At 63.2% G+C, this 22,567-nt stretch carries 25 protein-coding genes and 1 tRNA gene; 8 read left to right on the forward strand and 18 right to left on the reverse strand.

The features are described from left to right. Nucleotides 1–106 precede the first annotated feature (106 nt). Both AC5RU9_RS02565 and AC5RU9_RS02570 read left to right on the forward strand, forming a co-directional pair. Nucleotides 107–1,306, forward strand: coding sequence for an acetyl-CoA C-acetyltransferase (locus tag AC5RU9_RS02565; RefSeq protein ID WP_494015196.1), 1,200 nt, complete (start codon nt 107–109; stop codon nt 1,304–1,306). An 11-nt stretch (nt 1,307–1,317) separates the two neighbouring features. Next, nucleotides 1,318–1,800, forward strand: a complete 483-nt coding sequence (locus AC5RU9_RS02570) for an aminoacyl-tRNA deacylase (protein WP_494015197.1) — start codon at nt 1,318–1,320, stop codon at nt 1,798–1,800. 70 nt (nt 1,801–1,870) lie between these two features. Here AC5RU9_RS02570 and rplL read toward each other — a convergent pair whose 3' ends face one another. The 9 genes from rplL to AC5RU9_RS02615 all read right to left on the reverse strand — a co-directional run bounded on the left by rplL (nt 1,871) and on the right by AC5RU9_RS02615 (nt 8,397). Continuing rightward, nucleotides 1,871–2,248 carry a 50S ribosomal protein L7/L12 gene (rplL, locus tag AC5RU9_RS02575; RefSeq protein WP_011775604.1) on the reverse strand — a complete coding sequence of 126 codons (378 nt, stop codon included), beginning with the start codon at nt 2,246–2,248 and terminating at the stop codon, nt 1,871–1,873. Nucleotides 2,249–2,324: 76 nt separating this feature from the next. Then, nucleotides 2,325–2,918: a 50S ribosomal protein L10 gene (gene rplJ / locus AC5RU9_RS02580; protein WP_062073190.1), complete on the reverse strand. Its 594-nt coding sequence runs from the start codon at nt 2,916–2,918 to the stop codon at nt 2,325–2,327. Nucleotides 2,919–3,218: 300 nt separating this feature from the next. After that, complete coding sequence (locus tag AC5RU9_RS02585; protein WP_494015198.1) at nt 3,219–4,388, reverse strand: GNAT family N-acetyltransferase; 1,170 nt, start codon at nt 4,386–4,388, stop codon at nt 3,219–3,221. Beyond that, nucleotides 4,367–5,476, reverse strand: a complete 1,110-nt coding sequence (locus AC5RU9_RS02590) for a GNAT family N-acetyltransferase (RefSeq protein ID WP_494015199.1) — start codon at nt 5,474–5,476, stop codon at nt 4,367–4,369. The genes AC5RU9_RS02585 and AC5RU9_RS02590 overlap by 22 nt, the downstream gene beginning before the upstream one ends. Nucleotides 5,477–5,583: 107 nt before the next feature. Then, nucleotides 5,584–6,291 (reverse strand): 50S ribosomal protein L1, encoded by a 708-nt coding sequence (rplA, locus tag AC5RU9_RS02595; RefSeq protein ID WP_211712117.1) that lies wholly within the window; start codon nt 6,289–6,291, stop codon nt 5,584–5,586. A 131-nt stretch (nt 6,292–6,422) separates the two neighbouring features. Continuing rightward, complete coding sequence (rplK, locus tag AC5RU9_RS02600) at nt 6,423–6,854, reverse strand: 50S ribosomal protein L11 (RefSeq protein ID WP_011775609.1); 432 nt, start codon at nt 6,852–6,854, stop codon at nt 6,423–6,425. 130 nt (nt 6,855–6,984) lie between these two features. Next, complete coding sequence (gene nusG / locus AC5RU9_RS02605) at nt 6,985–7,848, reverse strand: transcription termination/antitermination protein NusG (protein WP_211712116.1); 864 nt, start codon at nt 7,846–7,848, stop codon at nt 6,985–6,987. 114 nt (nt 7,849–7,962) lie between these two features. Next, entirely contained in the window at nt 7,963–8,244 is a 282-nt protein-coding gene (gene secE, locus AC5RU9_RS02610) for a preprotein translocase subunit SecE (protein ID WP_211712115.1), read from the reverse strand. A gap of 80 nt (nt 8,245–8,324) precedes the next feature. After that, a tRNA-Trp gene (locus AC5RU9_RS02615) sits at nt 8,325–8,397 on the reverse strand. 255 nt (nt 8,398–8,652) lie between these two features. Between AC5RU9_RS02615 and AC5RU9_RS02620 the strand changes: the two genes are divergently transcribed. Beyond that, entirely contained in the window at nt 8,653–9,882 is a 1,230-nt protein-coding gene (locus tag AC5RU9_RS02620; RefSeq protein ID WP_211712114.1) for a pyridoxal phosphate-dependent aminotransferase, read from the forward strand. A 147-nt stretch (nt 9,883–10,029) separates the two neighbouring features. Here AC5RU9_RS02620 and AC5RU9_RS02625 read toward each other — a convergent pair whose 3' ends face one another. Together AC5RU9_RS02625 and AC5RU9_RS02630 are read right to left on the reverse strand one after the other, a co-directional pair. Beyond that, nucleotides 10,030–10,704, reverse strand: a complete 675-nt coding sequence (locus AC5RU9_RS02625) for a LuxR C-terminal-related transcriptional regulator (RefSeq protein ID WP_211712113.1) — start codon at nt 10,702–10,704, stop codon at nt 10,030–10,032. Beyond that, nucleotides 10,701–12,176, reverse strand: a complete 1,476-nt coding sequence (locus AC5RU9_RS02630; protein ID WP_494015200.1) for an ATP-binding protein — start codon at nt 12,174–12,176, stop codon at nt 10,701–10,703. Before AC5RU9_RS02630 ends, AC5RU9_RS02625 begins: the two co-directional genes overlap by 4 nt. 125 nt (nt 12,177–12,301) lie before the next feature. Between AC5RU9_RS02630 and AC5RU9_RS02635 the strand changes: the two genes are divergently transcribed. The 5 genes from AC5RU9_RS02635 to AC5RU9_RS02655 all read left to right on the forward strand — a co-directional run bounded on the left by AC5RU9_RS02635 (nt 12,302) and on the right by AC5RU9_RS02655 (nt 16,433). Next, entirely contained in the window at nt 12,302–13,786 is a 1,485-nt protein-coding gene (locus AC5RU9_RS02635; RefSeq protein ID WP_494015201.1) for a PspC domain-containing protein, read from the forward strand. Between the two features lies 1 nt (nt 13,787). Next, the gene (locus AC5RU9_RS02640) at nt 13,788–14,162 is read left to right on the forward strand and encodes a hypothetical protein (protein WP_494015202.1); all 375 of its coding nucleotides are present in this window, start codon (nt 13,788–13,790) and stop codon (nt 14,160–14,162) included. Between the two features lie 48 nt (nt 14,163–14,210). Next, complete coding sequence (locus AC5RU9_RS02645) at nt 14,211–14,459, forward strand: PspC domain-containing protein (RefSeq protein WP_211712109.1); 249 nt, start codon at nt 14,211–14,213, stop codon at nt 14,457–14,459. A 189-nt stretch (nt 14,460–14,648) separates the two neighbouring features. Next, nucleotides 14,649–15,674, forward strand: a complete 1,026-nt coding sequence (locus AC5RU9_RS02650) for an ATP-dependent 6-phosphofructokinase (RefSeq protein ID WP_211712108.1) — start codon at nt 14,649–14,651, stop codon at nt 15,672–15,674. A gap of 9 nt (nt 15,675–15,683) precedes the next feature. Next, nucleotides 15,684–16,433, forward strand: a complete 750-nt coding sequence (locus tag AC5RU9_RS02655) for a GNAT family N-acetyltransferase (protein ID WP_494015203.1) — start codon at nt 15,684–15,686, stop codon at nt 16,431–16,433. 75 nt (nt 16,434–16,508) lie between these two features. Here AC5RU9_RS02655 and AC5RU9_RS02660 read toward each other — a convergent pair whose 3' ends face one another. The 7 genes from AC5RU9_RS02660 to AC5RU9_RS02690 all read right to left on the reverse strand — a co-directional run bounded on the left by AC5RU9_RS02660 (nt 16,509) and on the right by AC5RU9_RS02690 (nt 22,539). Then, nucleotides 16,509–18,029 (reverse strand): DHA2 family efflux MFS transporter permease subunit, encoded by a 1,521-nt coding sequence (locus AC5RU9_RS02660; protein WP_494015204.1) that lies wholly within the window; start codon nt 18,027–18,029, stop codon nt 16,509–16,511. Further along, nucleotides 18,013–18,642 (reverse strand): PadR family transcriptional regulator, encoded by a 630-nt coding sequence (locus AC5RU9_RS02665; protein WP_494015205.1) that lies wholly within the window; start codon nt 18,640–18,642, stop codon nt 18,013–18,015. Before AC5RU9_RS02665 ends, AC5RU9_RS02660 begins: the two co-directional genes overlap by 17 nt. A gap of 104 nt (nt 18,643–18,746) precedes the next feature. Beyond that, a complete protein-coding gene (locus AC5RU9_RS02670; RefSeq protein WP_494015206.1) occupies nt 18,747–19,160 on the reverse strand; it encodes an ankyrin repeat domain-containing protein in 414 nt (137 codons plus the stop codon). After that, a complete protein-coding gene (gene ygfZ, locus AC5RU9_RS02675) occupies nt 19,157–20,242 on the reverse strand; it encodes a CAF17-like 4Fe-4S cluster assembly/insertion protein YgfZ (protein ID WP_494015207.1) in 1,086 nt (361 codons plus the stop codon). Before ygfZ ends, AC5RU9_RS02670 begins: the two co-directional genes overlap by 4 nt. A 22-nt stretch (nt 20,243–20,264) precedes the next feature. After that, the gene (locus AC5RU9_RS02680) at nt 20,265–20,987 is read right to left on the reverse strand and encodes a flavodoxin family protein (protein WP_494015208.1); all 723 of its coding nucleotides are present in this window, start codon (nt 20,985–20,987) and stop codon (nt 20,265–20,267) included. 51 nt (nt 20,988–21,038) lie between these two features. Further along, complete coding sequence (locus AC5RU9_RS02685) at nt 21,039–21,638, reverse strand: nitrobindin family protein (RefSeq protein WP_494015209.1); 600 nt, start codon at nt 21,636–21,638, stop codon at nt 21,039–21,041. Between the two features lie 166 nt (nt 21,639–21,804). After that, a complete protein-coding gene (locus AC5RU9_RS02690; RefSeq protein WP_494015210.1) occupies nt 21,805–22,539 on the reverse strand; it encodes a permease in 735 nt (244 codons plus the stop codon). Between the last annotated feature and the right edge of the window lie 28 nt (nt 22,540–22,567).

Here is a 22,567-nt window from a genome sequence, read left to right on the forward strand (position 1 = left end):
CCTACCTGCCCTTGGAATGCCGCGAAGGCCACCATCGTTGAAGGGGGTAGGTTCACGCTTGCCCGCGATAGCCTTGCTACACCACTCCCGGATCGGAAGAGAGACCATGACCAACTCCGCTGACGACAATGATGTTGTCATCCTTGCCGCTTCCCGCACCCCACAGGGTCGGCTCAACGGGCAACTGGCGGGCTTCACCGCCGTCGACCTTGGCGCACACGCCATAACGGCCGCCCTCGCGGCCAGCGGCGCCAAAGCCGAACAGGTGGACGCCGTTATCATGGGCCAGGTCCTGCAGGCCGGCGCCGGGCAGAACCCCGCCCGCCAGAGCGCCATCGCTGCGGGCATTGGGTGGAATATCCCGGCCGTGACCATCAACAAGGTGTGCCTCTCCGGCTTGACTGCGGTGATCGATGCCGCGCGCATGATCCGCAGCGGGGACGCCACCGTGGTGGTTGCCGGCGGCCAGGAATCCATGACCCGCGCACCCCACCTCCTGCCGGGATCCCGGCAAGGGTGGACCTACGGGGCAATCCAAGCCCTGGACGTCGCCGCTCACGACGGCCTCACAGACGCCTTCGATGGCCAGTCCATGGGTCTTTCCACCGAAACCAAGAACGTCACCCTGGGCATTGACCGCACCTCCCAGGACGAGGTTGCCGCAGCTTCACACCAGCGGGCCGCCGCCGCGATCGCCGACGGAACGTTCGACGTCGAAATTGCGCCGGTCAGAGTGAAGCAGCGCAAGGGCGAGCCGGTGGTGCTCACCACGGACGAAGGCGTGCGGCCCAACACCACTGTTGAAACACTGGCTCCACTCAAGGCCGCTTTCGCCACCGACGGCACCATCACCGCAGGGAATTCCTCTCCCCTGTCCGACGGCGCCTCCGCACTGGTGCTGGCAAGTCGCCGCTTCGCCGAGGACAACGGCTTGGAGTACCTGGCTGTGGTGGGCAAGCCCGGCCAGGTAGCCGGACCCGACAACTCGCTGCACTCCCAGCCGTCGAATGCCATCGCCCAAGCCCTGAAGCGGGCAGGTTGGACAGCAGAGGACCTCGACTTCATCGAGATCAATGAAGCGTTCGGTTCGGTGGCCGTCCAGTCCCTGAAGGACCTCCGCTATCCGCTGGAAAAGTGCAACATCCACGGCGGTGCCATCGCACTGGGGCACCCCATCGGCGCGTCCGGCGCGAGGCTGGCCCTCCACGCAGCCCACGAGCTCAAGCGCAGGGGAACGGGCAAGGCGGCCGTTTCGCTGTGCGGTGGCGGCGGGCAGGGCGAAGCCCTCCTCCTGTACCGCGACTGAGAGGACACAGCATGACTGGGAAAGTGATGGACGGAGCCGAGCGCTTCCTGAACGATGCCGCCGCCCGCGGACTGGACGTCGACGTCGTCGAACGTCCCGCCGCCAACAGCCTTGAAGAGGCGGCCGGCATCCTGGGCATCAGCCCCGCCGACATCGTGAAGTCATTGGTGGTAAAACACCGCGACGGCAGCTTCCTGTTCGCGCTCATCCCGGGAGATCGCCAGATATCCTGGCCAAAGCTGCGGGCGTTGGTGGGAGTCAACAAGCTCTCGCTCCCCCACGCCGACGTGGCCCTGGCTGCAACCGGCTACGAACGCGGAACCATCACGCCCCTGGGCAGTACCACGGCGTGGCCCGTGTATGCGGACGCCACCATTACGGGGCGCCGGATCTCCATGGGCGCAGGTGCGCATGGACGCAGCGCTTTCGTGGACGCCGACGCTCTCACGGCAGCACTCGGGGCCACCGTAGCGGACATCAGCGAACCCTCCTAGGTGTTTAAAGCAGGAAGCCCCGCCCGGCTCCTTTGACGGAACGGGCGGGGCTTCCACAAGCAAGAACGAGTTACTTGAGGGTAACCGTTGCGCCAGCTTCTTCGAGCTGAGCCTTTGCCTTCTCTGCGGCTTCCTTGGTGGCGCCTTCGAGAACAGCCTTCGGTGCGCTGTCAACCAGGTCCTTGGCTTCCTTGAGGCCGAGGGAGGTGATGGCGCGAACTTCCTTGATCACTGCGATCTTCTTGTCGCCAGCAGCTTCGAGAACGACGTCGAATTCGGTCTTCTCTTCAGCAGCTTCAGCAGCACCGCCGGCAGCGGGGCCAGCAACTGCAACAGCAGCAGCCGTAACTTCGAAGGTCTCTTCGAAGAGCTTGACGAACTCGGAGAGCTCGATGATGGTCAGTTCCTTGAAAGCTTCAATGAGCTCTTCGTTGCTGAGCTTCGCCATGGTGGCGTCCTTCCATTAGTTGGTGCAGGTCCGGGCTAAACCGGTCCATGCACCAGAGTTTGATTGAGGGGAGAACTTAGTTCTCTTCGGTTGCAGCTTCAGCGGCTTCGGCCGGAGCCGCAACCTCTTCAGCAGCAGCCTCTTCGGCGGCCGGGGCTTCTTCAGCGGCCGGTGCAGATGCGCCGCCCTCTTCTTCAAGCTTGAGGCGCAGAGCGTCGATGATGCGTGCAGCAGCGGATGCAGGAGCCTTGAGGACACCAGCAACACGGGCAAGCTGCAGTTCGCGGGACTCGAGGGCTGCCAGTGCGGCAACTCCTGCTGCGTCCAATGCCTTGCCTTCGAAGACGCCGGTCTTGATAACCAGCTGCTTGTTGGCCTTGGCAAAGTCCGTCAGGCTCTTGGCAGCAGCAACAGCGTCACCCTTGATGAAGGCGATTGCAGTGGGGCCAGCAAGCTGATCGTTGAATGCTTCAACTCCAGCTTCCTTGGCTGCAATAGCGCTCAGGGTGTTCTTGACGACCGAGAACTTGGTGTCCTGGCCGAGCGCAACACGCAGTTCCTTGAGCTGTGCAACAGTGAGCCCGCGGTATTCGGTCAGGACAGCCGCGTTCGATTCCTTGAAATCGTTGGTGATCTCTGCAACTGCGGAGACCTTGCTAGGCGTTGTCATAACCCTCCTTCCGGGGATAAAAGCCGGTCTTCCGGGTCCCCGCTCACGAGAGCTAAAACTAAAAACGCCCCGCGCAGATGCACGGGGCTTGGCTCAACACAGTTTGATCCGTGGAGACTTGCTTCGTTCACCTGCGCCGGCCGCCCTATGTTCAGGGTCCTTCGTCAAGGAATTCACTTGTGCCTCAGGGGCGCAGCTGCAGAATTGAGCTGGGCTCGAAAGAGTGGATTCCCATCAACCGACGGTCTTTGGTACTTCAAGGTTACGGGAGAGTGTTCGGCAAACCAAATCGGCGGCCGCCTAGTCCGACGTCGTTGCTCCCGATCCCCGCCCCGGAAGTTCCTTTTGCCATAATCCGGTGACGCCCGCCGTCGCGAATCCAAGCTGTTTGTTCACGGTGAGGAGGTAACGGTTCTCGGGCGCATTCCATGTGTAGATCACGCGGGCATCAGGGAACTGCTCGCTGAGCCTTTCCATGTTGGCCACCTTGATCAGCAGGCCCAGCTTGTTGCCCCGGTGTTCCTGGAGGACCAGCGTGTCGTCCTGGAAAACCACATCCTGGCGGTGCGCCAGGACGCTGATGGTGGTCAGGCCCACGATGCGTCCGCTCTCCAGGTGCTCGACGGCGGTGACCACCGTTCGCCGTCCCTGCGCCAATGCGGCGTCCTCGGTTTCGCGCAGGACAACGGGATCGAAAACCATGCCGCTGGCCTCCACTTCGGGAGCTTCCTCTTCACCGTCCTCACGGACTACCTCACCGGCTGCGTTCTCCAACGCGGCCACGGCCTCCAACCAGGGTTCCGGGCAGCGGTCGGTCCAGTGGTGCAGTGCGTAGCGGCCGCCGTTGGCGTCGTCGGCTTCCAGTTGCAGGGCCGCAGCCAGTTTGGAGTCGAGCGGCAGCGCGCAGGAACTGAATTGTTCGATGTGCTGGAGTGTGTAGCCGGCCTGCTTGGCGAAGTCCACCTCCCGGCTGCTGACAGGAACAAAGCCTGCTCCGCTTCCGGGAATCAGTTGGTCTTCGGGTATCTCGGTGAGGGACGTGGCCGGATGGTTCGTGTCCACCAGGACCATGGTGCGGCCCTCTGCCCGGGCCAATTGCTCGGCGGCTTCCAGCAACTGGCGTCCTACACCGCGGCGCTGGAATTCAGGAAGGATGTCCAAGGTGAACTCGGCCAAGTCCATGTTGTCCGCCAAGGGAAGGGCGATATCCACCGTGCCTACGATGTCGCCGTCCAATTTGGCCACCAGGATGATCTGGCGCTCGTACGGATCGGAAAACTCCAACAGCTTCTCCAAGGGCGTGTAGGCGAGGTCGTCACTCCCCCACGTCTCCATGCGGACCCTGCGCCCTACTTCCACGGCGGCCAGGAAATCAGTTGCATCAGGGCTGTCCACGGTGTCAGGCACCCAGAGCTGCTCGATGTGAACGGTCTTCGCCTCGTCTACAGTCATCCCAGCCGTTTCTGCCATTCGCCTTCAAAGCCGGAGGGCTTGAATCCCAGGGCGATATTTATGGCCAGCATATGCCGGTTTTCATTGGCGTTCCATGTCAACACCGACGTGGCGCCCGGCCAGGACTCCCTGGCACGACGCAGGTTGGCGATCTTCACCAACATTCCCAAGCCATGCCCGCGGTGTCCCGGAGCCACCAGGGTGTCCTCCTGATAGATCACTGCGGGCCTGGCGTCCCGGTGCGTGAGTACCGTGTAGGCAGCCAGTTCGCCGGTGGCGTCGTGCCGTGCTGCCGCCGTTAGCGAAGCACCACCACTGGCCTGCCATGTCGCTTCGTCCTGGCGCACCCGTGCTGCATCCCAGTCCTCGCCCTCCCAGCCCAGGCCAGCGAGAGGGACCTCGGTGCTCATCAACCCCTTGAGCCGGGCAAAGGCGTCCACCAGGTCCTCCGGGCAGCTGTCCGGCCACGTTATAAGGCTGTACCCCGCGGCTTTGGACGCCACTCCTGCTTCGCACTCCCGGAGCAGTGCCTCAGGCGGCGGAAACGGCAGCAGGCTGCTTGTTTCCACCTGTTCCAACGAATAGCCATGGTGCAGGGCGAACCGGGTTGGCGCTGAGTCCAAGGGAACGGCGCCTGCCCCCGACTTTGACTCCAGGACCTCCGTGCCGGGCGCCACAAGCTGGATGGGTGCCCCGCAATAGGCATCGAACGACACCCTTCCTCGTCCCCTTGCCAGATCCTCCAAAACCTTCAGGATCACCGACCCAAAGCCTCTCCGACGATAAGGTGCGCCGATCAGGACGTCCACGCCCGCCGTCGTCGTGTTCTCGCTCAATGGCAGCGTCAAAGTTCCGCTGCCCACTACGGTGCCGTCAAGGCGGGCGAGGAAGACCTGCCGTTCTTCGTAGCTGTTGCCCTGCCAAAAGAGCACCGCCTCGGCGAAAGTGGCACAGCGGTCCAGGTTGCCCCAGAGTTCCAGTGCGTGGGCCTCTTCCAACTCATGGAAAGCGCGGAAGTCCGCCGATCCGCTGGCGTCAGGACTTTTGGGGACGGCGACCCGTTCTACGGACAGCCCCCCACGTGCAGAAAAGTTCGACGTCGACACGCACCACAGCCTACGGCCCACCTCGCGCTGGGAACAGGCTAAGACAAGAAAAGGACCGCCCGGCTAAGCCGGACGGTCCTTTTAGTCAGAGCAAGAGCTCCCGAAGCTTACGCGTCGGTGAGGACCTTGGTGACGTTCGGGTCAACGGTGATGCCCGGACCGAACGTGGTGGCAACGGTGGCCTTCTGGATGTAGCGGCCCTTGGAAGCGGACGGCTTCAAACGAAGCACCTCTTCCAGTGCAGCTGCGTAGTTCTCGGCCAGCTTGTTGGCGTCGAAGGAGACCTTGCCGATGATGAAGTGCAGGTTCGAGTGCTTGTCGACGCGGAAGTCGATCTTGCCGCCCTTGATGTCGTTGACAGCCTTGGTGACATCCGGGGTAACCGTACCGGTCTTCGGGTTCGGCATGAGGTTACGCGGGCCGAGGACCTTACCGAGGCGGCCAACCTTGCCCATGAGGTCAGGGGTTGCCACTGCGGCGTCGAAGTCGGTCCAGCCGGCTGCGATCTTTTCGATCAGGTCATCGGAACCAACGAAGTCGGCGCCGGCCGCGATTGCTGCTTCAGCCTTGTCACCGGTTGCGAAAACGAGGACGCGGGCAGTCTTACCGGTGCCGTGCGGCAGGTTGACGGTGCCACGAACCATCTGGTCGGCCTTACGCGGGTCAACGCCCAAACGGAAAGCGACCTCAACGGTTGCGTCGAACTTGGAAGGGTTGGTGTCCTTCGCGAGGTTAATGGCCTCGACCGGGGCGTAAACCTTGTCCGCCTCGATCTTGGCTACGGCTGCCTCATATGCTTTGCTGCGCTTTGCCATGCTGCTGTTTCTCCTTGTGCAGTTGTGGTCTGCGGACCGCGCTGGGCCCTGCCACAGTCGCGGGATCCGGCAAGGATCCTCACGACATTTCAATGTTCAAATGCCGGTTGCCCGGCGGGTGAAAGCTGGGATCAGCCCTCTACCGTGATGCCCATGGAACGGGCGGTGCCTGCGATGATCAGGGCGGCTGCCTTGATGTCGTTGGCGTTGAGGTCTTCCATCTTGGTGGAAGCGATCTCTTCAACCTGTGCCTGGGTCAGCTTGGCAACCTTGACGGTGTGCGGGGTAGCGGAACCCTTGGCAACGCCTGCAGCCTTCTTGATGAGCTCTGCAGCCGGCGGGGTCTTGGTGATGAAGGTGAAGGAACGGTCTTCGTAAACCGTGATTTCAACCGGGATAACGTTTCCGCGCTGGGATTCCGTTGCAGCGTTGTACGCCTTGCAGAATTCCATGATGTTGACACCGTGCTGGCCAAGCGCAGGACCGATCGGCGGAGCCGGGTTAGCGGCACCTGCCTGGATCTGCAGCTTGATGAGGCCGGTGACCTTCTTCTTGGGAGCCAATGTAGGGTCCTTCTCTCAATAGCTTCCTGGGACACAGGAGCGCGTCCCAGGTTGGTGGCCGCCATGGCGAGGCGGCCGGCCGCTCCCGAACTGCTAAGCAGGCAGGACTGGAGCGAAATTTTTGGATCAGCTAGATCTTGGTGACCTGGTTGAATGCGAGCGTCACCGGGGTTTCGCGCTCGAAGATCGAGACCAGCACCACCAGGGTCTGGGACTCGGGCTTGATTTCGGAGATCGTGGCCGGGAGGGTCTCGAAAGGGCCTTCCTTGACGATGACCGATTCGCCGACCTCGAAGTCGACGGCCACGGGAGCCTGGTTCTGCTTGTTGACCGGCTTGCCCTGCTCTGCCTGCTCTTCTTCGAAGACCGGGGCGAGCATGGAGAAGACCTCATCCAAGCGCAGCGGAACCGGGTTGTGGGCGTTGCCCACGAAGCCTGTTACACCGGGAGTGTGGCGGACGGCGCCCCAGGAAGCGTCGGTCAGGTCCATGCGGACAAGAACGTAACCGGGGATGCGCACGCGGTTGATGACCTTGCGCTGCGCGTTCTTGATCTCGACGACCTCTTCCATGGGCACCTGGATTTCGAAGATGTAATCTTCCATGTCCAGGGTCTGGATGCGGGTCTCAAGGTTGGCCTTGACGCGGTTCTCGTAGCCTGCGTAGGAGTGGATGACGTACCAGTCACCTTCCTGGCGGCGCAGCTTGCCCTTGAATTCCTCAGCGGGATCCACGGGTGCTGCAGCAGCGGCGGCAGCCAGGGCGTCGCCGTCGGACTCTTCCGAAGCATCCTCGTCGTCTGCGACGGCGGACGCGTCATCCGACTCGTCATCCACGTCAGCTTCGAAAGCGTCTTCGGAATCGTCGGCGTCGGCAGATTCGGGCGCAGCGGAATCCACCTCGGACTCTTCCGCAGCCTCGGCTGCAGAGTCGTCCGTGCTTTCAGCGGGCTCTTCCAGCTCAGTCTCGTTTACCTCGAGCTCCTGCTCAGACACTTGGTCTCCTGCTTCCTCATTGCCTAACATGCCTATTTAAATGGCTCAATTCCGCAAACCCCGCGAATTCCCTGAACTACCAAGGAATTTCGCACAGTTTACGGACAGATCCGCTTAGCGGTCCCCAGCCCCGGTTCCACCGAAGACCCAGCTGGCTCCCGTCCCGAAGGCGAGATCCAGCAGGCTGACGATGACCATCATGATGACCACGAACACCAGCACCACGAGCGTGTAGTTGATCAGTTCCTTGCGGGTGGGTGCAACGACCTTCTTCAGTTCCCCAATGACCTGGCGGACGAAGAGTGCAATACGGGCGAAGAAGCCGCGATCGGCTTTCTTTGCGGGACGGCCCTTCGAGCTGCTGGCAGCTGTTTCGGTCACCTGGTCCTCACTCACCTTGCAAAGTCGTTGACCCGACTCTGATCAGAGCCATGGTTGCTGCGCGTGTTCCGGCGTTTCCGCCGGAACAGCTTGCGCAGGGCAGACAGGACTCGAACCTGCAACCTGCGGTTTTGGAGACCGCTGCGCTACCAATTGCGCCACTACCCTATGGAATGAATCCATGTTTCAGGCCGCACTTCAGCCTGTGGTGCTTTTCAACACCGGTGAACCAGTCTACGCAAGAATTTCGCGATAGTCGAACCGGCCCGTTTCCCGACCTCCGGGCCCCGAATAAAGCCTGTGACCAGCAACATCAGTCACAAAGTTCGGCAGGCACCCGGGAGCTCCGCAGAACAGCATAAGGTAGTTTACGTCGAATCCCATCATCCAGCCCATGAGCTGCCTGCGAAGAACGGTACCTAGATGTCAGCCGGAACAACTGCCGCCCGCATTTCACAGCGAATCTCCGCCATTGCCGAGTCCGCCACCCTTGCCGTTGATGCCAAGGCCAAGGCATTGAAGGCCGCGGGGCGCCCCGTGATTGGGTTCGGCGCCGGTGAACCCGATTTCCCCACCCCGGACTACATCGTCCAGGCAGCCATTGAAGCGGCCAGCCAGCCGAAATACCACCGCTACTCCCCCGCCGGCGGCCTTCCTGAGCTGAAGAAGGCCATTGCCGAAAAGACCCTGCGGGACTCCGGCTACAAGGTTGATCCTTCCCAGGTCCTGGTGACCAACGGTGGCAAGCAGGCTGTGTACAACACCTTCGCAACCCTGGTGGACCCGGGCGACGAAGTCATCATCCCCACCCCGTTCTGGACTACCTACCCGGAAGCCATCCGCCTCGCAGGCGGCGTGCCTGTGGAAGTTTTTGCCGGCCCCGAACAGGGCTACCTGGTGACGGTTGAGCAGCTGGAAGCGGCCCTCACGGACAAGACCAAGATCCTGCTGTTCGTTTCTCCGTCCAACCCCACCGGTGCTGTCTACAGCCCGGAACAGGTTGCAGAGATCGGCAAGTGGGCTGCGGCCAAGGGCCTGTGGGTCGTCACGGACGAAATATACGAGCACCTCACCTACGACGGCGTCGAGTTCACTTCCATCGCCACTGCCGCGCCGGAACTGGGCGACAAAGTTGTCATCCTCAACGGCGTCGCAAAGACCTACGCCATGACCGGATGGCGCGTCGGCTGGATGATCGGCCCGGCAGATGTCATCAAGGCCGCCACCAACCTTCAGTCGCACGCCACCTCGAACGTCTCGAACATCATGCAGGTGGCAGCGGCCGCCGCCCTCACGGGCCCGCTGACCGCCGTCGACGAAATGAAGGTTGCCTTCGACCGCCGCCGCAAGGCGATCGTTGCCGGCCTGAACGCCATCGAAGGCGTTGAATGCCCGACGCCGACAGGTGCCTTCTACGTCTACGCTGACGTCCGCGGCCTGCTGGGTAAGGAATTCGAGACGTCCAACGGCCCTGTCCGCCCGGAAACCTCCGCTGAACTCGCCACGCTCATCCTCGACGAAGTTGAAGTTGCCGTAGTTCCCGGCGAGGCCTTCGGCCCCTCCGGCTACGTGCGCCTGTCCTACGCCCTCGGAGACGAAGACCTTGCCGAAGGCGTCCGCCGCATCCAGGAGTTCCTGGGTAAGGCCAAATAACGGTCCATCCTGAAGCGAACGCTCTTCCAGCCCCGGCGGGTGGAAGAGCGTTCGTGTTTAAGCGGGCGGGACGTGATTGAGCGTCCTGCCCAAGCGGGTGGGACGTGAGTGAGCGTCCCGACCAAGCGGGCGGGACGTGAGAGAGCGTCAGAGGAGGCGGCGCTCGGCCGCCCATTTCGTGAGCTCGTGCCGGCTGGAGAGCTGCAGCTTCCTCAGGACCGCGGAGACGTGTGTTTCCACGGTTTTGATGGAGATGAAGAGTTCCTTGGCCACTTCCTTGTAGCTGTAGCCGCGGGCGATCAACCTCATGACTTCGAGTTCGCGGGCCGAAAGCTTGTCCAGTTCGTCATCCGCGATGTCCGCCGGAGCGGTCCCGAAGGCATCGAGCACAAAGCCTGCAAGCCGCGGCGAGAACACGGCATCGCCGTCGGCCACCCGGATCACGGCATCGGAAATCTCCTTGCCGGAAATGGTCTTGGTAACGTAGCCACGGGCGCCGGCGCGGATCACGGAGACCACGTCCTCGGCTGCGTCGGAGACGCTGAGGGCGAGGAAACTGGTGGTACCCAGGAGGGCGTTCGAACCGGCAATGACTTCACGTCCGCCGCCACCCAGCCCGCCCGGGAGGTGGACGTCAAGGAGCACCACCTCCGGGCGATTCTCCGCGATCACGGCGATGGCCTGTTCCACGGTGCCGGCTTCCCCCACCACGTCCATGCGTTCATCGAGGTCGGCTTTGAGCCCGGAGCGGAAGATGGTGTGGTCATCCACGATCACCACCCGCACCCTGCGTCCCGCACCACTGTCAGGGTTGGTATTCATTGCTTCGATTCTCCGTTCCGAACATCATTGGTCCGTTGTTCCCCGGCATCCACGGTTGCTGAAGGGAGCGCCAAGCGGACTTCCGTTCCCTCCTTGCTGCTGGTGATCACCGCAGTACCGCCATGCCGCTTCATGCGTCCGATGATCGATTCCTTGACGCCCAGCCTGTCTTCCGGGACAGCATCGGGGTCGAAGCCTGGGCCGCGATCCTTAATGAAGATCTCCGTACTGCCCGCCGTACTTTCCATGTACACCGATACCGTTCCGCCACCATGCCTTGCAGCGTTGAGCATGGCTTCCCTGGCAGCCTGCACCAGGGCCTCGTGCCGGTCCGTCATCTCGGTATCGCCCACGGTTACCACTTCGACCGCTTGGCCGTGGGAATCTTCCACCTCGGCCGCCACGGATTTAATACGGTCAGCGAGGAGGCCGGATTCCTTGGCGGCATCGCTGAAGAGCCAGGCGCGGAGTTCGCGTTCCTGCGCCCTTGCCAGGCGAACCACATCCTGTTCGGAACCGGCCCGGCGTTGGATCAGGGCCAGGGTCTGGAGGACAGAGTCGTGCAGATGCGCAGCAATCTCGGCCCGCTCCGTCTCGCGTACCCGTCCGGCCCGTTCAGTCTCCAGGTCCTTCCAAAACTTCAGACCCCACGGCAGGAGCACCAAGGCCACCCCGCCCAAAACAGCCACGGATGCCAGCAGTGCCAACCAGGTTTGCTCCCACGAACCCGAACCGGACACCATCACCAGGACACCAGCCACCACCAGCGCCAGGCCTGCTGCCAAGCGGACCCAACCGCCGGCTTGGTCGGCTTTCGTCTTGTCCAACAGGCCTGCCCTGCGGGTCTCGTCCAACTGCATCCAGGCGATCGCCGCACCACCCAGGATGGCCGCAACCGGGATGAGCGTCCCCAACGGGACGTCGACGCCGAACTGGCGCGCGATCAGGATGGCCGCTACCAGCAGCAGGGCCGCACCCAACAGGATCTCCTTGCCGTACTGGATCCGACGGAAGGAGAACCACGATGCCAAGGCGGTGCCGCCCCACCTGTCGTCAGCTGGGGTGGCGCCGAAGCCGGAGGGGGTTCCCGCCGGGCTGGCCGAACCTCCGGCCGCTGGTCCGGCAGCGGCTGCGGTTCCACCCGCAGAAGGCTTGCCGGGCACGGCTGGCGGCAGTCCGGCGTCGTACGCTGCAGTGGGGCCGACGGCGGGCCCGGGCAGGCTTACCGCCGGAGCAATAGGCGACGCCGGTCGGCGGGCGTTGCGCTTGGCGCTCTCATCCGCGGTGGGAACCATGGTCCACAGCCACGCGTAGAAAGCCACGCCCGCCCCACCCGCGAAGCAAGCCAAAATCATGCCGAGCCGCACGTATTTGACGGGCCAGCCCAGGTGATCGGCCAATCCACTGCAGACGCCCGCGATCATGCGGTCGCTGCTGCGGACCAGCGCGGGGCGTTGTACAGCGGTTGTCATGTACCAATCCAAACACGGATCAGGGTGCCCCGGACCGGGAACCAGCGTTGTTCGGGGGTCTCTCAGGGATCATTCAGGGTATCCCCCAGTAGAGGGCACGGCACGCGGGACGGCAGGATCGAAGTATGAACGCGAACAGCATGAACCCAGAGGAACCCGGAACGCCTGGCACTGCCGGCCCATCCGGCTCCAGTGCCTACACCGGTGCTCCTGCGGGCACTGGTCCTGAGGGCGGCAAGGACGCTCCGACCAGTGGGGACCCTGCCCCTGCCCAGCAGAACTTCTTCGACTGGATCCGCAGCCAGGGTGTCCGCCGTGGACCGGACCGGTGGATCGGCGGCGTCGCGAGTGGCGTAGCCCACCGGTTCGGTATCGACCCCCTGATCGTTCGGGGCATCTTCATCGTCCTGGCACTCTTTGCCGGCGTGGGCGTGCTCCTCTACGGTGTCGCCTGGGCACTCCTGCCCGAGCCTGACGGCCGGATCCACGTACAGGAAGCTGCTGCGGGCCGCTGGTCCGGAGGCATGACCGGCGCACTGATCACTACCATCATTGGCCTGCCGGGACTGGGCCGCGGTTTCTGGGGCTGGGGATGGGATGGATTGCCCGGCCTGTTCTGGACCCTGTTCTGGATGGGTGGCGTCTTCTACCTCATCTACTTCCTGGTCCAACGCAACAAGGCTTCGAAGGGAACCCCGCCCGTGGGGCAGCAAAACTACGCCACGGCTCCGGGCAGTTCGCCTGCCTATGGACCGCCAACCGCCTACGGCGCCACGACGGCGACGGGCACCAACACCGGCCTTCCTGTTTATGGCGCAGCGCCAGCTGGGACCAAGCACCACGGCCGCCCCAATCCGTCCGGAAGCTACAGTTCAGCCCCGGTTCCTCCTTCGGGACCGTTCGGACCTTCCGATCCGCGTCCGCCGTACGGACCCACTCCTCCACAGGGCTGGCAGCCAAAACCGGCTGCCCCGAAGCGCAAAGGACCCGGGCCCGCGATTGTCGCAGTCTCTGCCGGTGCCGCGCTGCTGGCCGGCGGAACGTTGAAGGCGCTCGACGCCGGCAACGTCATTGAGCTGGGCAACTCCGCTAACGCCGTGGTGTGGGCCACCGGGGCTGCGGTCCTTGGCCTCGGCATCGTGGTGGCAGGTCTCCGTGGACGAACGTCGGGATTCCTCGGATTCCTCGCGGTCGTGGCGCTTATCATCGGCGGAATCTTCAATTTGGCGCCCAGGAACGGGGACCGTTTCAGCTTCCACGACGTGAACTGGGCACCCACCAGCCTGGAGCAGGCGCGCCTGGGCATCAATGTCACGGGAGCCCAAGGCCGGTTGGATTTGAGTGACATGACGCTGCAGGCGCCCTTGATCTCCCAAGTCGTGGTCCCAGTGGACGCCACCGCCAGCAACGTCACCGTCATCATCCCGGACAACGTGCCCGTGGAAGTCAAGGCGGACATGACCTTCGGCAACCTCAACGAACGTGGCTCGGACCGCGGTGGCCGCCTCCAGGACGACACCACCCTCTACAACACGGAAAAGCCCGGCGCCAACCTCGTGGTGGAAATCGACGGCACGTTCAGCAACGTGACCATCCAGGAAGGAAACTGACATGAGCACCAACGAGCCAGGCGAGGCACGCGACGCCCAACCGACGGAGGCCCTGCCCAAGGAAACCCGTCCCACGGAGGCCCTGCCCAAGCCGCAACTCCAGCAGATTCCCTTGACGCCGCCGTTGGAGCCCACTTTCCGGGTGGAGCCAAGGGACGACGACGAACCCCGCCAAGCCAGGGTCGGAACCATAGTGTGGGGTCTGATCGTCATTGCCTTAGCCGCCCTGATCGTTATTTCCACGCTCGGCTGGGTGGCACTGGACGGCACATACGTGCTGATCGGCCTCATGATCGGGGCTGGCGCGGCACTGGTGGTCGGCGGCCTCCTTTCGGCCCGCAAGGGTTCGGGGAAACCAAAGAGTTCGGCACGGTGACGTGGCCGTACACGTGACAAAGCAACCACAACAGGGAAGTGTGTAGCCATGGACAAGTTCTTCAGCATCGTCAGGGGCTTCGGCCTGAAGCGTGGGCCACAACGTTGGCTGGGCGGCGTCTGCGGAGGGATCGCAGCCAAGCTCAACGTGGACGTAGCGTACGTCCGGGTCGCATTCCTGCTCTTCTGCCTGCTCCCCGGGCCGGCCTTCGTGGTCTACATTCTGGCCTGGCTCATCCTGCCGGACCAGCACAGCAAGATCGCCCTCGAATCCTTCATCAGCCAACGTTCCCGGTAGTCGCCGGTTACGTCGCGAAGCGCCCTGCCGGTTGGCGGGGCGCTTTTGCTTGTTTTCAGCCACGTTTCCAATACCGCACGGCCAGGTTAAAAAGTAACCGTTTGTGTCCCACCCCACATGCCCGTCTACAATCATGGGGAGCTCAGCGTGGCGCTCTGACGTATTCCTCCAAGCCATGAGTGAGCAAACATGAAAATTGGCATTCTTACCAGCGGTGGCGACTGCCCCGGCCTCAACGCAGTGATCCGTGGAGCAGTCCTCAAAGGCATCGCCATCCACGGCCAGGAGTTTGTGGGCTTCCGTGACGGCTGGCGCGGAGTCGTTGAAGGTGATGTCATCGACATCCCCCGCACCATGGTCCGCGGTATCGCCAAGCAGGGCGGAACCATCCTGGGCACCTCCCGGACCAATCCTTTCGAAAACGGCGGCGGCCCGGACGTCATCAAGGCGCACATGGAGCGCCTTGGCATTGACGCCATTATCGCGATCGGCGGCGAGGGAACCCTGGCTGCTGCCAAGCGGCTCACGGATGCCGGACTGAAAATTGTTGGCGTCCCCAAGACTGTGGACAACGACCTCGATGCCACCGACTACACCTTCGGTTTCGACACCGCCGTCCAGATCGCCACCGAGGCCATCGACCGGCTGCGCACCACCGGTGAATCCCATCACCGCTGCATGATCGCCGAGGTCATGGGCCGCCACGTCGGCTGGATCGCTTTGCATGCGGGCATGGCGGCCGGCGCGCACGCCATCTTGATCCCGGAGCAGAAGGCAAGCATCGAAGAGATCACCGAATGGGTCCAGGAGGCCCACGACCGCGGCCGTGCGCCGCTGGTGGTTGTGGCCGAAGGCTTCGTGCCGGACCACATGGAATCCCCGCACTCCGAGCGCGGCCTGGATACGTTCGGGCGCCCACGGCTTGGGGGCATCGCCGATCAGCTGGCACCCGAGATTGAGGCCCGCACCGGCATCGAGACCCGCGCCACCATCCTGGGCCACATCCAGCGCGGCGGCGTCCCCACCGCCTACGACCGCGTCCTGGCGACACGCTTGGGCATGGCCGCCATCGACTCCGTGGTGGAAGGCCGTTGGGGCACCATGGTGGCCCTTAAGGGTACAGACATCTCCCACGTAGGTTTCGAGGAAGCCCTCGGCAAGCTTAAGACAGTGCCGCAGCACCGCTACGACGAAGCGTCAGTGCTGTTCGGCTAGGCTGAATCCATGACATTAGAGCCCACGTCCGCTGCCATTATCCAGCTGGCGTGGGCTCGCCATTTGGGGCTCGACGACGACGCTTTCGCCACCGCCGCTGCCCGGCTTGCCTCAGCCGGGGCTGACCCTGGCGATCCTGCCGACAGAATCACCCGCGTGGACGAGTCTGCGCGGGCCGTGGTCTTCCTGCGGCTCTTCGGAGTGTCGGCCCTGGTGGGACCGCAATGGGCGCTGGATGCGGCCGCGGGGGTCCCGGACACGGACCTTGCCCAGCATGTGACGCTCTTGACCCTGACCCGTTCACACGGCGGACACGGCTTGGGATCCTCTGCTTTGTTCTTCGCCGACGACCTGCCGCTCCAACAGCCCTCGGACGACCTCATGGTCTCCCCCGGCAACCCCGAAGCCATCCTCCTCGAAGGGCTGTGTCCTCCGGATGACGTCAACGAGGTTGGGCTCCAGGGGCTTGAACACCGCTTCACCATCATGCATCCGGAGGAGGAGCAATCCTCGCCTGTGGCCTGTGGAGCCTACTCCGAGTGGGAGGGGATACTGGCCGACATGGGTGTGCTGGTTGCGCCTCCGTGGCGCCGACGCGGCCTGGGAACACTGGCTGCTTCCATCGCCGCCCACGAAGCCCTCGCTGCTGGCCTCACGCTCCAATGGAAGGCCGATGTCAGCAACACCGGAGCACTTGCGATGGCCCGCCACCTCGGCTTCGCCACGGGCGGGCTCCACGCAAGCGTCCGACTCGGCTGACACCCCCGAGTTGTTGTACAGCTGACGCCCCTACGAAGGGCCCATAAGGACGTCAGCTGTACATGAACTCCACTACTAGCGCTGGAGTTCGGCGCTTGCTTCCTCAGTTTGCGCCGGAGCCTTGCCACCCCAGCCCGAAACTGACTTCGGCTTCCCAAAGAACAGCGCTACGACAGCGCCCAGCAGGATAGCAAAGGCGGGCAACAGGATGGACTGGCTCATCGCCGTCGAGAATCCCGCGTGAAGGGCTTCCGGCAGGACGCCACCCATGGACGCTTCACCAACCGGAGCACCGGCCGGCGCTGCCGGCAGCTCCGCGGCCAGGCGGGATTGGATCAAGGCAGCGATGGCGGCCGAACCCAGTACGGCACCGATCTGGCGCGTGGTGTTGAAGACACCCGAACCAGCGCCCGCCTGCCGCGGTTCCAGGTTGCGTGTGGTGGCGTTGGACACAGGGCCCCAGATAAAGCCATTGGCAACACCCTGCAAAGCGCTCGGCAAAAGGAACATCCAAATGGGGGTATCAGGTCCCAGCAGCGACGCTGTCCAGAACAGTGCACCCGACAAGCACACCAGGCCGAAGGCTGCGAACCAACGCGGATTCGCCCGGTCGATCAGCTTGCCCACGAACGGCGCCAAGGCACCTGAGATCACGGCCATGGGGATCATGAGGAGCGCCGACTGTGTAGGAGTCAGGCCGCGAACCGTCTGGTAGTAGAAAATGGTGGGCAACGGAAATGCCGTCACGGTGAAGCCAACGGCCATGATGGTGGTGTTGCCAAGCGAGAAATTCCGGTCCTTGAACAGGCCCAGCGGAAGCAACGGTTCGCCGCCGCGGCGCTCAAGGAGCCACTGCCAGGCGACAAAGAGGACCAGCACAACCAAGCCTGTGATGATGAGTCCCCACACCGAGATGAAACCGGAAACGGTTCCCCACTTGTAGGTTTGGCCTTCCTGAATGCCGAAGACCAGCAGGAACATGCCGACGGCGGACAGCAGCACTCCGACGACGTCGAACGTGTGGCTGTGCGTGGTCAGTTTCGGCACGAACCGGGTTACCAGGATGAACGCGACCAGTCCGATAGGAACGTTGACGAAGAAGATCCACTCCCAACCCAGGCTGTCCACCAGGACACCGCCGAGGATGGGGCCGACAAGGACTGCCATGCCTGCGGTAGCGCCCCACAGGCCCATGGCAGCACCCCGACGGTCCGGCGGGAAGATACGGGTGATCACGGCCATGGTCTGGGGTGTCATCATGGCAGCACCCAGGCCCTGGACCGCGCGGGCGGCGATCAGCATGGTGACATCGCCGGAGAGCCCACACCACAGGGAGGCTAGGGTGAAGACCACCAGGCCAATCAGGTAGAGGTTCTTGGGACCGAAACGGTCACCCAACCTGCCAGTGATCAGCAGGGGCACCGCATAGGCCAGCAAGTAGGCGCTGGTGACCCAGATGACGGCGTTGATGTCGGTATTGAGGCCCTCCATGATGCGCGGATTCGCGACCGACACGATGGTGGTGTCGATGAGGATCATGAAGAACCCTACGACGAGTGACCACAGCGCGGGCCACGGCTTAGCTACGTTTTCCAAGGGATTCCTTTGGCTTGTTTGAAAGTTCGGCAGGAGTTGGCCGGGGTTCGTCCCAGGGCAGTTGCCCGCTGCTCAACTCCTCGAGGAGACCGCGGATCCACGCGATCTCCGTTCGGCGCATGGCCTGTTGGTAGGTGATATCAATCCAGTACTTACGATCCAGTCCTTTGCCAGTCACGACGCCCTCGGCATGCACCAGGAAGTCGAGGTCGGCATGGAGCGCCACCAAGCGCTGCTCGAGCAATTCGGTCACCACCTGCGCCGGCAGGTGGTGGGCTTCAGCGATGGCGTGGGGAAAGAGCGGATATTCATTGACGGGAGTGGACAGCATGGCCTGCAGCCGGGAGTCCAGGGCCTCGTGGCCTGCGTCGGTAATGCGATACGTCGTCCGCTCTGGGCGGTTACCTTCCCGCTCGGTTCCGGTTGCCTCCACGAGTCCGTTTTCTTCGAGACGGCCTACCGAGTGGTACAGCGTACCCGGACGGACCTTAACCAGCCTGTCTTCATGGCGGGCCATGAGCAGTTGGTACATCTCGTACGGATGCATGGGCCCTTCGGCCAGAAGTGCCAGTGACGCCACACCGAGCGATGTCAGTTCTGCAGCTTTGGGCATACAGCGCCCTCCCTCATATATTCCACAACAACTATTCCACGTGGAATAGCCTGGCGCAAGAAAGCCCGGCCGCCATGGCGACCGGGCTGGCTTGGCAATCCGATTCAGCTCAGCAGCGCCAGGATTTCAGTTCGGGAAAACATCGCGGCAGCCTCGCGTGCGGTGGGTTGGCCGGCGTCGGGGTCCGCCCCCGCATCCAACAGGACCCGCGCGACGCTGGTGTAGCCCTTGAAGACAGCACCGGCAAGCGGGGTCTGGCCGCGGTCATTGGCCGCGTTGGCGTCCGCGCCGTGGTGGAGGATCAGCTGCACGGCTTCGTCGTGGCCGTGGTAGGCGGCCAGCATGAGGAGCGAATCCCCCGCAGCATTGGTCAGGTTCGCCGGAGCACCGGCGCCCAAATATCCCCGCAGCAAGTCCGTGTTGCCTTCACGGGCAGCATCGAACAGGGCATGGGCGAGGGCCAAAGCGTCGTCGTCTGCGCCGCCCTCAGTACCGGCGGCGTTGGTAGGTTGGCTCATCGGTGGGGTCCCTTCAGGAATCCGGTCTGGCGCCCGACAACCTGGCCGGCGTCGGGGGCGACAATCACTTCCTGGGCAGCGGCGTAAGGTTCGTCACCGTCCATCACTGTCAGGCTCTCTTCCGCCGACACTGAACGCTTGATGACAGCCAAAGCCACTGCTCCCATTTCAAAGTGCTGCGCCACAGATGTCAGGGTACCCACCTTGCGTTCCCCGGCAAATACAACACTGCCCACAGCCGGCAGCGTGTGCTGCGAACCATCCAGCTGCAGGAAGACGAGGCGCCGCGGCGGGTGCCCCAGGTTATGGACGCGCGCGATGGTCTCCTGGCCCTTGTAGCAGCCCTTGTTCAGATGAACGGATGTACGGAGGAGATCCAACTCGTGGGGAATGGTCTTCTCGTCCGTCTCGGCGCCAAGCCTCGGCCGCCACGCAGCAACACGGAGGGCATCCGCGGCCATCGCACCAGCCAAAGGCAGGCCATCCACAGCACGTTCCAGCTCGGCAAACGGAACAAGGTACTCGAACCAAGGCCGCTCAAGGCCCGGGTGGGACTCCTCCGCAACGATGCTGTAGGCGTAGCCACCGGGGCTGACATGCGGCCACGGGTCTTCCCACACCAGGTTCGACGACAACTGCTCAACAGGTTTGGTGGCGCCCACCACCGCCCACTGCTCTGAGACGTCCTGGATCTCGACGCGCAGCATGAACTTCATCTTGTTCAGCCATTCGGCCAAGGGAGCAGCTTCCGCCGCTTCGACGATCAGCCAGGTGGTCTCGCCGTCGTCAATGACCCGCGCATCAAATTCAATGCGGCCTTGCACGCTGAGGAGCAGCAACTCGCTCGCGACGCCGGGCTGCAGGTTGGTGAGCTGCTGCGAGGACAGCGTATTGAGCCAGCTGAGCCGGTCCGGGCCGGACACGGTCACCACGCCGCGGTGTGAAAGATCGACGACGGCGGTTCCGGTCGCCAGGGCGCGTTGCTCCCGGAGGGGCTCGCCGTAATGCGCCGCGACGCCGGCGTCGAGGCCGGTATCTTCGACCGCGCCAGGGCGCGACAACAGGGGGCTCTTGTAAGTCATATGTAGTAGAAGTCCTTGCGGCTTAGCGGTATTCCGGATTCTCGAAATCAAAACGGGTGCCGGCTTTCCACTCCGCAGGCAGGTTGCCATAGGCAGGGATTCCGCCGGCGTCCCGGAGGATCTTGGCCATGTGGAGCAGGTTCCAGGTCATGAACGTGGTGTTCCTGTTAGTGAAATCACTCTCGGGGCCACCCGATCCTTCGTCCAAATAGCTGGGGCCCGGCCCCACTGGACCGATCCAACCGGCGTCGGCCTGGGGCGGGATCGTGAAGCCGACGTGCTGGAGGCTGTACAACACATTCATGGAGCAGTGCTTGATGCCGTCCTCGTTGCCGGTGATCAGGCAACCGCCCACTTTCGGGTAGAACGCCCACTGGCCCTGGCTGTTCAACTCGCCGGAATGGGCATACAACCGTTCGATCAGCTTCTTGGTCTGCGACGAATTGTCGCCCAGCCAGATAGGGCCCGCAATCACCACAATGTCGGCGTCCCGCACCGCTGGGTAGAGGTCTGGCCATTCGTCGGTCGCCCAACCATGTTCACGCATGTCCGGGTAGACGCCGCTGGCGATGTCGTGGTCGACAGTGCGGATGAGCGTCGTGGAAACGCCCTGCTTTTCCGTGATGGCGCGGCTGATCTTAATCAGGCCATCGGTATTGCTCAGCTGCGGCGAGGGCTTAAGGGTGCCGTTGAAGAAGACGGCCTTCAGGCCCTCGTAGCCCTGGGGCTTGAGGTTGGTGTTCACTATCTGCTCCTTTTGCTGGTTGCTATGCGGAACGTACAGTGAGACCTCTTGTCAGGGAACCCTGTTGAGGAAAGCCGAGGCGTGCGCTTCGAGGGCCTTGCCACTGGCAGCGACATCCCAGCGCCACAGGAGGTTGCCGTCAACCAGGCCGAAGATCCGGGTAGCTGCGCTGTACTCCTTGGAGTGGCTCCCGCGCATCACCATGTCGGTGCTGAGCTGGATCTGGGGACCCTTGATCTGGCCATAGTAGAGCTCGGTGATGCCGCCGGGATGCGCAATCGACACGGAGATGTCGAAGCCGCCATCTTCGTTCCGGCGTTCTTCCACCTCGTCCGCGGTCTTGAGCACGGGGACGATATCGGCCGGGATCAGTCCCGGGCCGCCGTCGCCCTCTTCAAGCTTCCGCTCCAAAGCCCAGAAGCCCGTCTCAACCGTCAACGGGCGCAGCTTTGCGCCGGCGTCATCACTGAGCCAGGTTTCGGCCCTGTACTGCAAGTACGGAAGGCCGTTATGGGTGAAGGAGACATGCTGGACGAAATGCTCGGAATCCTCGTCACCACTGCCCAGCCGTCCGCGGCCTTCCCACTCACCAATGAGCCAGGAAAGCGGGACGAGTTCAGGCGTCAGGTCAGTTGGGATCTCAATAGGCACAACGGCAACCTTGCTTGGACTGCAGAACCAAAGGTCCTACTTCTGGCCCTGGAACAGACGGTAAACGACAAAACCGGCAAACCATGCCATCGCGACACTTGCCAGGCCGAGGAGAACGAGGAAGAAGATTTCAAATGCGAGTACAGACATGATGCCATCCTAACCGTTAGTAGATGAGAAGTTTGTCGATGAAGTACGCCAAGGCGCCCACAGCCCACACGGGTGCCACACCCATGCCCACCGCAGCAGCAATGTTAAGCCTGCCGCGCCTGAGCGTGGTCATCCTCCGGAAGCACACCAGCACCGATCCGACGACGACACCCACCAAAGCTGCGGGAAGTACTGCGATATCAGAGAAGACAAGCCCAGCCAGGGGACCCATCAGCCCAGCCATGACCACGCCCAGCGGGGCCACGATGCGGTCGGGCCAACGGATGATTCCCACGAGCAGGGCAACCGCAGCGCTCAGTCCCGCCACCAGGACCATTTCCTTGACGCCGTTGAAACGGGCACCCGCGATCCAGCCTGCGCCGAGGCAGTTCAACAGGACACCAGCGCAACAGCCAAGAGTGGATTCGAGCCGCTGGGCCTGGCCCGTGCCGCGGACAAGCTGGACGACGAACACTGCCATGACGCCCAGAGCCACGAAAGCGGGCGTGCCATCCAGGAAACCCGGTGCCGGCATGTAAGCCGCGGCCACCGCCGAGCCCGCACCCGATAGCCCAATGACGGCGGCCAGCGTCTTCTTGGCCGGAACCGCAAGGAAATGCGGCCACCCAATACCCACGGCCGCGGAAGCCGCGATACCCACGCCCACCATGGCCTCCCGGGAAACGAAGGTGCTGGCCACGATGGCTGCGAGCGCCACGAGTCCGAATACCCCGATGCTCCAAGACTTCACTGTGTGCCGACCTCAATCCGATGCGCCT

Source organism: Arthrobacter sp. B0316-5-4, from assembly GCF_059090325.1.

Excerpts from the sequence above, each read along its gene's own strand:
- AC5RU9_RS02565 (WP_494015196.1), top strand. The coding sequence starts at position 107 with ATGACCAACTCCGCTGACGACAATGATGTTGTCATCCTTGCCGCTTCC.
- AC5RU9_RS02665 (WP_494015205.1), bottom strand. The coding sequence starts at position 18,642 with ATGCCCAAAGCTGCAGAACTGACATCGCTCGGTGTGGCGTCACTGGCA.
- rplL (WP_011775604.1), bottom strand. The coding sequence starts at position 2,248 with ATGGCGAAGCTCAGCAACGAAGAGCTCATTGAAGCTTTCAAGGAACTG.
- AC5RU9_RS02635 (WP_494015201.1), top strand. The coding sequence starts at position 12,302 with ATGAACGCGAACAGCATGAACCCAGAGGAACCCGGAACGCCTGGCACT.
- AC5RU9_RS02585 (WP_494015198.1), bottom strand. The coding sequence starts at position 4,388 with ATGGCAGAAACGGCTGGGATGACTGTAGACGAGGCGAAGACCGTTCAC.
- ygfZ (WP_494015207.1), bottom strand. The coding sequence starts at position 20,242 with ATGACTTACAAGAGCCCCCTGTTGTCGCGCCCTGGCGCGGTCGAAGAT.
- AC5RU9_RS02670 (WP_494015206.1), bottom strand. The coding sequence starts at position 19,160 with ATGAGCCAACCTACCAACGCCGCCGGTACTGAGGGCGGCGCAGACGAC.
- AC5RU9_RS02570 (WP_494015197.1), top strand. The coding sequence starts at position 1,318 with ATGACTGGGAAAGTGATGGACGGAGCCGAGCGCTTCCTGAACGATGCC.
- rplA (WP_211712117.1), bottom strand. The coding sequence starts at position 6,291 with ATGGCAAAGCGCAGCAAAGCATATGAGGCAGCCGTAGCCAAGATCGAG.
- rplJ (WP_062073190.1), bottom strand. The coding sequence starts at position 2,918 with ATGACAACGCCTAGCAAGGTCTCCGCAGTTGCAGAGATCACCAACGAT.
- AC5RU9_RS02625 (WP_211712113.1), bottom strand. The coding sequence starts at position 10,704 with ATGAATACCAACCCTGACAGTGGTGCGGGACGCAGGGTGCGGGTGGTG.
- AC5RU9_RS02620 (WP_211712114.1), top strand. The coding sequence starts at position 8,653 with ATGTCAGCCGGAACAACTGCCGCCCGCATTTCACAGCGAATCTCCGCC.
- AC5RU9_RS02655 (WP_494015203.1), top strand. The coding sequence starts at position 15,684 with ATGACATTAGAGCCCACGTCCGCTGCCATTATCCAGCTGGCGTGGGCT.
- AC5RU9_RS02650 (WP_211712108.1), top strand. The coding sequence starts at position 14,649 with ATGAAAATTGGCATTCTTACCAGCGGTGGCGACTGCCCCGGCCTCAAC.
- AC5RU9_RS02630 (WP_494015200.1), bottom strand. The coding sequence starts at position 12,176 with ATGACAACCGCTGTACAACGCCCCGCGCTGGTCCGCAGCAGCGACCGC.
- AC5RU9_RS02640 (WP_494015202.1), top strand. The coding sequence starts at position 13,788 with ATGAGCACCAACGAGCCAGGCGAGGCACGCGACGCCCAACCGACGGAG.
- AC5RU9_RS02645 (WP_211712109.1), top strand. The coding sequence starts at position 14,211 with ATGGACAAGTTCTTCAGCATCGTCAGGGGCTTCGGCCTGAAGCGTGGG.